At 33.9% G+C, this 12,899-nt stretch carries 7 protein-coding genes and 1 pseudogene; 1 reads left to right on the forward strand and 7 read right to left on the reverse strand.

The window, feature by feature from the left end:
• The first annotated feature begins 167 nt into the window (after nucleotides 1-167).
• Nucleotides 168-1,357, forward strand: a pseudogene (locus JRC48_RS07785) (IS3 family transposase).
• A 239-nt stretch (nucleotides 1,358-1,596) separates the two neighbouring features.
• Here JRC48_RS07785 and JRC48_RS07790 read toward each other — a convergent pair.
• The 7 genes from JRC48_RS07790 to JRC48_RS07820 form a co-directional block, all read right to left on the reverse strand.
• The gene (locus JRC48_RS07790; RefSeq protein ID WP_235069000.1) at nucleotides 1,597-3,582 is read right to left on the reverse strand and encodes an LTA synthase family protein; all 1,986 of its coding nucleotides are present in this window, start codon (nucleotides 3,580-3,582) and stop codon (nucleotides 1,597-1,599) included.
• Between the two features lie 454 nt (nucleotides 3,583-4,036).
• Nucleotides 4,037-5,023 carry an N-acetylmuramoyl-L-alanine amidase gene (locus JRC48_RS07795; RefSeq protein ID WP_235069001.1) on the reverse strand — a complete coding sequence of 329 codons (987 nt, stop codon included), beginning with the start codon at nucleotides 5,021-5,023 and terminating at the stop codon, nucleotides 4,037-4,039.
• Nucleotides 5,024-5,272: 249 nt separating this feature from the next.
• The gene (locus JRC48_RS07800) at nucleotides 5,273-5,776 is read right to left on the reverse strand and encodes a hypothetical protein (protein WP_235069002.1); all 504 of its coding nucleotides are present in this window, start codon (nucleotides 5,774-5,776) and stop codon (nucleotides 5,273-5,275) included.
• Between the two features lie 254 nt (nucleotides 5,777-6,030).
• The gene (locus tag JRC48_RS07805; protein ID WP_235069003.1) at nucleotides 6,031-8,631 is read right to left on the reverse strand and encodes a cation-translocating P-type ATPase; all 2,601 of its coding nucleotides are present in this window, start codon (nucleotides 8,629-8,631) and stop codon (nucleotides 6,031-6,033) included.
• 2 nt (nucleotides 8,632-8,633) lie between these two features.
• Complete coding sequence (locus JRC48_RS07810; protein ID WP_235069004.1) at nucleotides 8,634-9,230, reverse strand: DedA family protein; 597 nt, start codon at nucleotides 9,228-9,230, stop codon at nucleotides 8,634-8,636.
• A gap of 544 nt (nucleotides 9,231-9,774) precedes the next feature.
• On the reverse strand, nucleotides 9,775-10,566 hold the full coding sequence (locus JRC48_RS07815; protein WP_235069005.1) for a lipopolysaccharide assembly protein LapB: 792 nt from the start codon (nucleotides 10,564-10,566) through the stop codon (nucleotides 9,775-9,777).
• Between the two features lie 280 nt (nucleotides 10,567-10,846).
• Complete coding sequence (locus tag JRC48_RS07820) at nucleotides 10,847-12,793, reverse strand: GGDEF domain-containing protein (protein WP_235069006.1); 1,947 nt, start codon at nucleotides 12,791-12,793, stop codon at nucleotides 10,847-10,849.
• Nucleotides 12,794-12,899 lie beyond the last annotated feature (106 nt).

Below are 12,899 nucleotides of genomic sequence, written 5' to 3' on the forward strand. Positions count from 1 at the left end.
TTTCATTTATTATTAATCTTACACTATTTTAACCATAAATTCTACATTATTCTAAGTTATAACTATTAATATTTCTATATCAATTCATACATCTTGGTGCTAGTATAGTTTTATGGACACACTTAAGTTAAGTCGTTACAATAGACTTAATAAACGGATGTGCCTGTATGAAAAAATATAATGCTGAATTTAAATCTATGGTTGTCGAAATTTATAAAAATGGACGCTCAGTCAAAGAACTTAGTCGTGAATATGGTGTATCAGAAGTCACTATCTATAAATGGATTAAACAAATTTCTCCTATTGCTTCAATAGATGATACTGACATTACACTTGAAGAGATTAAACGCATGAAACAAGAGATGTTACGTCTACAAGAGGAAAATGAAATCTTAAAAAAGGGCTATGACCACTTTCCCTAGCAGTTGAGGAATAGATTGCCGTTGGCAATCGCCAGGTGACCCATTCGCGAGAAAGTAAGTCAATCTGAGTTATGTGAGTTTATCGATCGACATCGTTCAGAACATAATATTAAACAGCTCTGTAATGTGTTGAATATTCCAAGAAGCACTTATTATCAATCAAGCATCAAACTGAATCTAAGTGGAAACGTGAAAATCAACAACTGCTTGAACGAATTAAGAAGATTTATTTTGAAAGTAGCCGTCGATATGGTGCTATTAAGGTACACCGTCAATTGATTAGAGAAGGATTCTCTGTTAGCTTGAAACGTGTTCAGCGATTAATGAAATCAGGCGGTTTAACTTCGATTATTCAAAAGAAATATACCCCCTATAAACAATCTAAGGAACTTGTTTTAGAACGTGATAACATTCTAGAACAGGATTTTTCGACGACTTCAATTAATCAAAAATGGGTATCAGATATTACTTATATTTATGTTCAAAAAGAAGGTTGATGCTACTTAGCTTCAGTGATGGATTTACATTCAAAGAAAATTATTGGTTATCATTTTTCAAAACAAATGACAACGGAAATCATTGTTCAAGCTTTAAGAAATGCTTATACTTTTCAAAGACCTAAAGATAAAGTTATTCTCCATACTGACTTAGGTTCACAGTATACAAGCCGAGAATTTAAACACTTAACGTCAGAACTTAATATCGTTCAATCTTTTAGTCGTAAGGGATGTCCTTATGATAATGCTTGCATTGAATCATTTCATGCCACACTAAAGAAAGAAGAAGTGTATCAATCTACTTATGTTACCTTTGAACAGGCTAGAATGGCTCTATTTCAGTACATAGAGGGCTGGTATAATAGAAAACGAATACATGGCTCAATTAATTATTTAACACCTGAAGAATGTGAGCAACTTGCGCGACAAGCTGCTTAAAACTTAACTTTTTTGTGTCCAAAATATTGACTCAGATCCATCTATCACTCTCTCTTTTTAAGGGCTAAATACAATGCAGTTTCAAAGACTGTATCAATATCCTCATGATTTCTGCTTCTATCTATAACATAAAAAAGATGACTCCTGTAGGTATACAGAAATCATCCTTTAGATACATCTTAAGTCATATTTTTTATATTTTTGACATAGTTCCTAGACTACATTCATTATACTGTTTCTTATTTCTTAACTTCATCAACTGACACTCGAACGCCTTGTCCAATTTCTTGATCAAGTCCGCTATGTTGTTTGATTTCTATGGTTTGACAGTTTGTTTTGTTAGTCACGACTTGTAGATGAGTAGATGAAACAAAAGTTGTACTTAGCGCTTCACCGTCAAGATACACTCGACTTTCTGATGAAAAGCTTTCTCCATAGATATGAAGAATGTCTCCTTCTTGTTCAATGCTTTCTATTTGAAGTTGACCAAGTCCGAAGAAAAGGTCCGAGCTTGTTGGAAGCAGTTTTCCTTCATAAAAACGTCCTTCTCCATATAATAAATCTTTTTGTACTAAGTCTAACGTCTCCTGATAATTATCTGACGCGTGATATAAATCATGAATTTTGTGCATAGCCCCTTCTTCAATCCCTAATAAATTTAACACGTAAGCACCTAGTTGATAAGAGGTCATGTCTTGATATGGTAGGGCTTCTTTTAATGTTGCGTTACTATAAATTAAGTATGGCGTTTGATATAAGTCTGAAGAATAGGTGTTTTGATTTGTGACCACTGATAAATTCGGTAAGTGGTCTGAGAAGAACACAAGTAAGGTCGGTTCTTCAGATTGATTAATATACTCAACTAGTCTTGCGATTTGTTGATCTAGGTTATACATGCGATTGACGTAATCCTGAAGCGGTAAGCGATCAGCTTCATCTAACGTCCCGCTAACTGTAACTTTTGAATCCTCACCATCTGTTAGACTATAAGGTTGATGGGTTCCCGCTGTGACAGCATAAACAAAGTCTGGTTGTTCACTTTGTTCTAATGTTTTAATGACATAATCGAATAATAAGCCATCATCGGTTTGATCAATTTGATGAATCCCATGATTTCCAGCCATATATTCAAGTGGAACATAGACATCAAACCCTAAATTACGAATCGCTAAATGACGATTATAAAAGTTTCCTTCATAATTATGTAAGAACGTCGTTTGATAACCAAGTGAGTTAAAAATAGTGGCTAGCGACTGAACGGGTGTGGTACAAAGAAGCGCATCATATGGAATTTCTCCAGGTTTTAAAGCCGACATTGAAATAGACGTTAACACTTCAAACTCTGTCATCACTGTCCCTGCACCAAACGTCGGAACCGTGAGATATCCATGAGGTGAAATCTCTGTTAACGCACGAAACGTTGCGATTGGGTCCTCACTGTATAAAGCTCCTTCAATTAATAAAGGATCCATAAATGACTCTAACTGAACAACAATTAAATTGTATGGCGTCTCTTCATCACTAGACACACGAGAAGTTGATTCATGAATGGAAAGTGAATCTAAAAGCTCAGTCACCTCTTCTGAATCATAAGCGATCTCCTCAGATGTTAAATAAGGATAGATTGAATTTAAAATAGAGTAAGCAAAGCCGTATGTTTCATAGCTTTTCGTGTCATTTGACTTCATTGGCTCCATCCAGTTATTTTTTTCAACAATAGATAAGCCTAAAACGGAACATGAACAAATAACGCCAAAGATGACGTAATCTATTCTTTTGACGACTGATTTAACTTTAAATAAAAATCCTAGGATGAGAAATAAAATGACTACAACGACACAAAATCCAGTGATCATCGTCGGTGTAAAATATAAATTGATTAATTTAGTCGCTTCCTTAATCAAGAAAACATCCGAAAACATCAGAGGTGTTCCACGAAAATGTGTCACAATGGCATTAGCAAGTGATAAAAATCCCCATAAAAAAGTGATCAGCGACACCATAAATACTTTTCGTTTCGTCACTAAAATAACACTTAAACTCGTTAAAACAATGAAAAAATTGACGATAAAATAAAAGGTACTTTCATGTATATATTGAAAAACACTTGTTATTGATTTTAGTTGAATCCACTGCATGATAAAGGTTAAGAAAAAGGAATAGATGACCCAAACACTATAATACCAATTTGTTCTTAAAGACTTCATGATTTTTTGCTTTAGCACCTGGCTTCCCTCCCTATAAAAAACAAAACTATTTTTCACCAAACAATAGCTATTATTTGTGTGGTGTTATACTGATTCTATTACAAAAATCAAGCTGAAACAATCAGAAATAACTGGCACACTAACCTTTCATTTCTTACTTTATTCGATAGTCACTAAAGATAGACCTATTATAAAAAACTGACTTAAAATAAACTAAAAAATCAATCTAATCTGTAAGTTCAGATCAAATGTATTGAGATCAAAACTTTAACAGCTTAAGATAAACTCTCTTAGAACTAGTCCATCTACTACTTTTATATAAATTAAACATTCAATTCGTTTGTTTGTTATTTATCAGTAGAAGTCATATTTTATAAAAAATTGTCAATCAAACGACGAATAAAAAACAAAAAAGTAACACTAAGTGAATACTCAGCATTACTTTTTTAATTATTTCATCAATCATTAAGTTTTAGATTTTTTGAGCATAACTTAAGCTAATCCAACCGGCTCCGCTTTTTAGTTTTCCCCATCCGTTACTTTCGGCGACAATGGTATAAAATTCTCCAGCTTTAACGGTTGTGACGATAGAATGATTGGTTCCTGCACCTGAACGAACATTTAAAACGGAACACTTCACAATTTCAACAATATACCCAGGTGAAGTCGTTTCTGAACTTGATGATGTGGTTGTTTTTTCAACGTAAGCAGTTCCCATTGAAATCCAACCGGCTCCTGATTTTAAACGTCCGAGTCCATTTGATGTTTCAACTATCGTAAAGACCTCTCCTTTTTTAACCGTACCAACAACGTCACTACTAAATGAAGCGGACTTTCGAATATTTAACGTGTCACAGATGATTTTTACCGTAAATTTAGATTCTGTTACAGTTGGTGATGAAGTTGAACTACTTGATGAAACACTCGTTGTTCCACTTGATAAACTAGCACTACATTCTCCTTTTTTAATGGCTGTTAAGACCGTTTGCACACGTGCTTTCACACTTTCCCAACGTCCTTCATCCCGAATACGATGAGGACAATTTCTTGCTGCAAAATCGGCATGTTGTTTTAAATCATTAATCGATAACCCATATTGATGAAGTAATCGTGCCATGACATAAACAGCATTTTCTTCAGCCGCTGTATATTTTGGTCCACCTGATTTCGAGTAACAAATTTCAACCGCAATTCCGTGACGATTTCCTTCTCCGTTTGCTCCATCTCCTGAATGCCAAGCATTTCGATCGAATGGAACGCCTTGAATGGCTTGAATATCATCAACCGCTAGATGATAAGAGACTTGATTGTTATTGTTCACCATGTAACTAATTTCATTTTCTGCTGAGGCATCATTTGCTGTATTATGACAAACGACGTATTTTGGTGTCATCGAATTTGGACATTTAATTGAATATTTACTAGTAGAGACGAAGCTTTGTTTAAAAACATAACTCATTTAATAATCCTCCTTTTTATATAAGTACCGCTCAGTTTCACATCATAAAAAAACTTTTAGTTAGATGGTCGATCTTTTATGAAAGGACGATCAAGTTTTTCATGGATTGTGATCCATATAGCATTTATTGTTATGAATCAATGATTTAATTAAGATAGTGTAAAGCCTGAATGCTTCATAAACTAGCCGAACGGTATCTCACTATAATATATTCTCGTTTAACGATTTAGCATGGTGATTTGACTGACTTTACGACTCATGTTCAACAATTAACTGAATAATCATTCCAATTAAAAGCATCGTTGTGGTGGTAATACCCGTGATTAGATATTTTTCTTGAAGCGGGATGACTCGTTTAGGTTTTTTTGGTTTTTTCTTTTTGGTTGGTTTTAATTCAATCTCTAGTTCATTGTCCTGTTCATCTTGCTTTATTTTTTTGTTATGAAAATAAGTGGCTAATTCCATGGCTAAGTGATATCTCTTACGCGAAAAATTCCGTTTTAAATCAGCTAATAAATCAGGATATCTCTCTTCGTCCCAGTGATCTGGTTTATAATCTAAAATTTCATCGTTATGTTTTTGAAAGATCAGCGAATCCTTTAAACCTAAATGATAACAGTCATTTAAAAAATCTTTATCGTCTGCATATAAGCTTAAATTTTCAAATAGTAACTCCCGCCCCTTCATCAGATTACGTTTTTTCAAATAAAGTGATAGCGTGTCAAATCGCGCTTCTTTTTCCTCAGATGTCATCTCATATTCCCCCTTTTTGCAAATAGCTCCTTATCACATTATATTCAGCAAAATATCGACAATATGACATCATTTAGCGATTCCTATCCTAAATGATTAAAAAATTCTCGTTTATTTTCTATCCACATAAAAAAAGAGGAAATCAAACGATTTCCTCTTTTTTGTTGATGAACGGTTTTCACGCCTGCCTATCACGCTACTCATAGTATATGCGCGTCCATCTTTTATCATTCCTATTTTTAGAGCGTGAGCCTTTATTCTTTATTCGATTTGATGACACGATAAGTTTGAATGATTAAGGTTGGAATAAAGGCTAATAGATAAATGAATCCTAATTGATGGGTCGTTATATCAGTTACCATAAATAACTGATTTAATTGTGGAAGCAATAAAATGGCATTTAATAAAATAAATCCAATCAAAAAGGCCCCAATACTATAACGATTTGAGAATAAACCAATTTCAAAAATCGATTGATGGCTACGACAGTTAAATCCATGAAATAGTCGTGATAAACATAATGTCGCAAAGGCTAATGTTGCTGCTAATCCGTGACTTTGTTCAAGTCCAACAAAGTAAGCAATCATCGTAACGATTGCGATTAAGACCCCTTCTGATCCGATTCGTTTTAACGTTTCAAGATCCAAAATTGATTCATGAGCATCACGAGGTTTTTCATTTAATAAGTTTCGAGTTGATTTTTCCATACCAATTGCAATTGCTGGTAAACTATCCGTTACTAAGTTAATGAATAATAAATGAACCGAATAAAACGGAACCGGTAGCATGAAGATTGAAGCAAATAAAACGCATAAAATACCTGAGAAGTTTCCTGATAATAAATACGTAATGGTATTTTTTATGTTTGAATAAACATTACGTCCTGTCATAACGGCTTTGACAATCGTTGAGAAGTTATCATCTGTTAAAATCATTGAGGCCGCATCTTTTGAAACTTCCGTTCCTGTAATCCCCATTGCAATTCCAATATCCGAACTTTTTAACGCAGGAGCATCGTTAACACCATCACCGGTCATCGCCACAATGTGACCTAAGTCTTGCCATGCCTTAACAATACGAATTTTATGAGCAGGTGCGACACGTGCGTAAACAGAGATATATGGTAATTTTTCTTTTAGTGCTTCATCTGATAATTCATCAAGTTCATTTCCATCAAGTGCTAAATCGCCTTCCTCAAAAATTCCAATTTGAGCTGCAATGCTTTTAGCTGTGACTTTATGATCACCTGTAATCATGATCGGTTTAATCCCTGCCTGTTTACAATCTGATACCGCCTGTGCACTTTCAACGCGTGGGGGGTCCATTAAAGAAACAAGTCCTAATAACACTAAATCTGATTCATCACTCAACTCTAACTGTTGTTTATTTAATTTTTTGTAAGCAAATCCGAGAACACGCAATCCCTGATTAGCAAACTCATCATTCATTTTTTGATAATTTTCATGATCCTCCGCTGACATCGAACGAATTCCTTGTGTCGTAAACACATGTTCACAACGATTAACTAATTCATCTGGTGCTCCTTTAACTAACATAATTAATTCATCATCAATGAGTTGAAGCGTACTCATTAATTTTCGGTCTGAATCAAATGGTAGTTCAGCTAGTCGCTCATACATTTGACGCAGTTCTAGTTCATCTAAGCCATAAGTTTCTAATAAATCAATTAAAGCAAGCTCCGTTGGGTCCCCAATTCGTTGAGCTTGAGTCGTGGTTGAATCGTTACATAACGCACAAGCAAGCATCAGTAATCGATCTGGATCTTGCTCTTTATTTAATTGACATTTATCCACGAGCTGGTCATTTAAGTAAAGACTTTGAGCGACCATTTTATTTTGAGTTAACGTTCCCGTTTTGTCTGAGCAAATGATTGAAACAGAGCCTAAACTCTCGACACTATTAATGTTTTTAATGATAGCATTTTCTTTTGCCATTTTTTGCGTTCCAATCGCTAAAACAATTGTCACGATGGAAGCTAAAGCCTCAGGAATAGCTGCAACAGCTAACGCAACCGCAAACATCATCGCATCAATCGTTGATGAACCTTGAATGAGGTTTAAAACGAAAACAATTAAACAAATGCCGATGATAGCAATCGATAAACGGCGACTAAAGGCATCTAAGTTTCGTTGAAGTGGAGTTTTACGAGCATCTGTTTCATTCATTAACTTCGCAATCTTCCCAATTTCAGTTTCCATTCCAACACTCGTCACAACGGCGACACCTCGACCATATGTCACAAGTCCACTTGAAAAAACCATATTCGTCTGATCGCCTAATGCACAGTTATCACTTAAAATGGCATCGACACTTTTATCGACACTAACGGCTTCTCCTGTTAGGGAACTTTCGTTCACTTGTAAGCTATAAGCTTGCAGTAAGCGAGCATCTGCACTAATGACATCTCCCGCTTCAATTAAGACGATATCCCCAACCGTCAACTCTGTTGATAAAATTTCTTGTTTTTTTCCTTCACGAATGACTTTCGTATGTGGCGTTGATAAAGCTTTTAAACTTTGAAGTGACTTTCTGGCTTTGACGGTCTGAACCGTTCCTAAAATCGCATTTAAAATGATAACAGCTAAAATGACACAAGCACTTTCCATATTATCACTTAACATCGAAATGAAGGCAGCCGCAATTAAAATAATCACTAATAAATCTTTGAATTGATCGATAAAGATTTTAAAAACAGAGGCTTCCTTTTCTTCTATTAAAGCATTTAATCCGTATTGTTCTTGACGTCTGAGGACCTCTTGTTCTGTGAGTCCTTGTTCAGAAGTTTGTAAAGTATTTAAAACATCATCAGTAGACGATTGATAAAAATGAGCCATTATTATTTCCCCACTTTCTTTTGACTTAATTTATAAAATAAGATAATCCCCATCATCAAAATAGCTCCTATTAAGATAAACCATTTCCCTTGTTCATAATATCCGATGACTAACTGCCAACGATCCGCTAACAAGTAGCCAAGTGTAATTAATGCTGTGTTCCACACTAAAATTCCAAGCATGGAAGCCAATAAAAATGAACTTAATGTTTGTTTCGTAATTCCAGCAATAAATGAAATATAGGTTCTAAATAGCGGAATAACGCGACCGATTCCAACTGAAAGACTGGCATATTGTTGATAGAAGCGACGTGTTGATTCAATTCCTTTTTTTGTTGATGGATAACGATGCATGAGTTTATCTAAGACAAGATTTCCTCCGCTATATCCAATGCTGTAACAAATCATTGAACCTAGTAACCCTGCTACCACACTAATAACAATCACTAGCATCAGTGGTTTCCCACTCGTAACGGCAAGAGCTCCTGAAAGGGGTAAAACGACTTCACTTGGTAATGGTAAACAGGCATACTCAAGCGCAATTAATAAAAACATCGCAATTAATCCATACTGCGTAATGAATTCAGTAATCCATTCCATTCTTTCACTCCTTTTGTTATGATCTAATCCTTTAGGCGGCATTTTTTATCGTCTAGTGACACTCCTGTGACTCACATTCTTTTAATCATATGAAAAAAAGGAGTAATCATGCACAGTAAGATCCAAAAAAAAGACTTAAATTATACCAACCAAAGGCGTTGCTATAACATAAGTCTCGTCGAGCCCCTATTTAATATTCTCATTTATGCCAAGATAAATAAGATCATTAATTAGGACAAACTCTGGTGACACCAGGATTATCTTTTCATGATCTTTTAAAAAGATATCTCCGCGATTGTTGATGTTCACCACACTGGTCTTTTTGTGTTGACTACTCCCTTATTGTTATTAATAATATAACAGATAAAACTCGATCTGTTAACCCAAAAGTTATAAAAATACATAAAAATTAACCAAATAAATCATTAATCAACGATTTATGTTATATCAAAATCATCGTCTTAGTACCTTATTTATCTTTTTAACACCCTATTCATTCTCGTTTAAACCTTCATGTACTCCACACGCTAATAAAAGTTAATCGTTAAGAGGTTTTAAAAATCTTATTAAAGATATTTTGTAAACTTTCGATTCCTGATTGAATAGAAGAAGTGATTTTATCTTTAAATTCAGTCCATTTATTTTCAGTTTCACCGTCTATCATCGCTTGATGCACATCATCCTTTAAATTTAAAAATGTTTCATGATCGGGTGATAATGCTAATCCTTCATCAATTTTTAACAATGCTTGTTCATAATTTCCCTCTTCATAGGACGTAATAGCGTCTACTAAAATGTCTTGTAACCACCAACGTTTAGCTGACTGTGCTAATTGCTGTGATTTTTCATAATTTGGATCCCAATCGATGACTTGTTGATAGTATTGATACGCCGATTCCCAATCTTTTTCTATCGCATAAGCCTCAGCTTTTTCAAATGCCTTTCTCGATTCTTTTAATTTTTCAATTTTCTCTTGATAAATTTCAATATTAGATGATCGATTAGCAAAGGATTCAATCCGCTTAGTAGTCCCTATGGCCTCATAATAAGTGATTTCATTATCTTTAAATTGATTTAAAGTTTTTTCTGCTTCTTGAATTAAAAACTCATCAAATTTCTTTCCTTGCATCGCGTAAAGTTCATAGCGAATCGTTTCAAAACTCATGAGATCATTCACTTCATAATAAGTGAGCGCTTTGTCAAAGATGTTAGATAATCGATAATGAAACACGCCCACCCCTACTACCGTTAATAAAATACCGCTTAAACTTGCAATCACTAAGTAACTCTTATATGTCATCATCCATGTTTTAATGAAACCTGCCCATTTTTTCATGACTTTACCTCCTACTTTCCCCTATCATCAAATAGCATCAATCATTTCATCTTTCATTTTTTTAGACACGAATTATCGCTATTCATCTTTTTACGACATTCACACATCTGTATAAACAATACTAATTGATTATGATAACCTATGTCTATAGTTTATCATAATCTTAAAAACTTAGTGATAGACAATGTTTGGGTACATCAAGTGACCATTAATTTTTTAATTGTTCAAAATGAACAACTAGCTTTATGATCAAAATAAAAATCACGCCTTAGCGTGATTTTTACATCGTACAAATTCCCTTTCCTCTAACCTTTGAGATATTAAGTTTTCTACTTGCTAGTTTGATTTGCTCATCAATATCCATTACGTTCATTAATGGCCCTTTACTTACTCCCATACATAATGTGAGAACTCTTTTTTCTGTTAGACTTGCATTAGTTTCCATCTCTCGCATCACAGAGGTGATTGCTTCTTGTAAACACTCATCACTTTCATACGGTATGACCACAATAAACTGTTGACCTAAGTGACGTGAAATATAGGCACTTGGAAAAGATGTTTTAAGTAGAGTCGCAATTTCCTTTAAAATTTCATCTCCTGCTAAATAGCCAAAAGACTCATTATAAGAGGTAAAATCATCAATATCAATAACTAAAAAACAAAATTCTTTAGATTCTCCCAGTTCAAACTCAAGCTGTTGATAAAGCTCCTTCTTTGTCAACGTTTTAGTTAATGAATCAATTCCTTTACTTTCTTGAATAAGCCGTTTTAAATCGGGAATTCGATAAACATGACGACAAAAAGCATAAATTAACCCGCCAATAACCATTAAAATACAACTATAAAGAATAAAGGTTACCACTAAAACGGGATTCCATGCTCTATCTAAGTTTACATCCGTTTCAAGTGTTACAGGATCTTCAGTTAGAGAGGATATTCCTTCTAATTCGTGGGATAACACAATTTGACGCATACTCATATAATGATAAATCGTCTCATAATCACCTAATGATGCGAGTGTATCTATAATCTCTTCTAATAGTATAAATTTCCCTTCCCTAATTTCCGTTAAATTAGAGACTTCCTCAAATAAGCGTTGATAAGCTTCAAGATAATCGATTTGATTAGCGTCTGTATGATAATCAATATCTAATCTAAATTTAGTTAACCACAGATTCATTAACTCATAAGTTTGTTCATCTTTTATTAACTGTTCCAGTTCGTTTAAGTATGTCAAACTCTTGTCATACTGTTGCTCTTGTAAGTAGACATAAGTCAACATAAAATCTTTTACCATGTGGTATTGCTTCTTGACATCTTCAGAAAGATCACTAGCCTCTTCTTCTAATCGTTTGATCTCTTTCATCACTGCTTCGTAGCCATCAAGTAAGTAGATGTTTTTAAGCTGAATGCCAACAAATTCAATAGCTTCTTGCTGATTAATTAACGTAAAATATGTATTTAATGTTTCATTTGATTTTTGATAATCTCCGATAATGAAGTAAAGAACACTCATCTTGCCTAAAATATCACGCTGTAAAGTCGTATAATCATGCCCCATACATCTATCTAATGCTTTAATTAATTCATTTAAAGCCAAATCATATAAACCACTTTTTTTATAAATTAATGATAGTAATAGTTGGGCATTCACCTGATTATAATCATCATCAACCAAATTAGAAATTTCATTCACTAATTGAATAGGGAGATTTAGGTGCTCTGTATTCGCAACTAATACTGTGGCAAAAACACTATATAACGTAATTTTAGCCTCATCATCGTTTAATTCATGCATAATTTGACTTGCTTTTTCAAAAAAGTGATAGCCTTGCTCCACATCAGATAACTTAGTGTAATTGATTGCTAATTCTTGATAAATCTTAGATTCTAATTTGAGATCAAGTTGATCTGATAATGTCAAAGCATTTAATAAATTAACATTAGACTGTTCATATTCTTCTTGTAATGCATCCACTTTTCCAAGTGCATAATAAAACTTAGCTAATGAAGTTCTTGATTCAGCATGATTTAACTCTTGCTCAATCTCTATCTCATATTCATTTAGCTCTTTTAGTGTAAATTGATAATTAGGCTCTTTATCGATAAGATCTAAAAATTGCTGACAAACTGATTGATTAAAAAACAAAATGAAAGCCAATCCAGCAATCAAACAACAAGCCATACATAATAAACCAAACCTAATCCCTAAGAGTCTTTTTTTCAACCCTTCATCCTCCTGTTTACAAATTAATACATAATAGAAAAATATTACCACATATTCTGGGGATATTATCATATCATGTCGTTTTATGAACATCAATCATCTTGAT

The organism is Turicibacter sp. TJ11 (genome assembly GCF_021497505.1).
Taxonomy (GTDB): Bacteria; Bacillota_I; Bacilli_A; order MOL361; family Turicibacteraceae; genus Turicibacter.

What these genes read in the sequence shown, in the direction of transcription:
- JRC48_RS07795 (WP_235069001.1), bottom strand. Translation starts at nt 5,023, where the DNA reads ATGAGTTATGTTTTTAAACAAAGCTTCGTCTCTACTAGTAAATATTCA.
- JRC48_RS07800 (WP_235069002.1), bottom strand. Translation starts at nt 5,776, where the DNA reads ATGACATCTGAGGAAAAAGAAGCGCGATTTGACACGCTATCACTTTAT.
- JRC48_RS07805 (WP_235069003.1), bottom strand. Translation starts at nt 8,631, where the DNA reads ATGGCTCATTTTTATCAATCGTCTACTGATGATGTTTTAAATACTTTA.
- JRC48_RS07810 (WP_235069004.1), bottom strand. Translation starts at nt 9,230, where the DNA reads ATGGAATGGATTACTGAATTCATTACGCAGTATGGATTAATTGCGATG.
- JRC48_RS07815 (WP_235069005.1), bottom strand. Translation starts at nt 10,566, where the DNA reads ATGAAAAAATGGGCAGGTTTCATTAAAACATGGATGATGACATATAAG.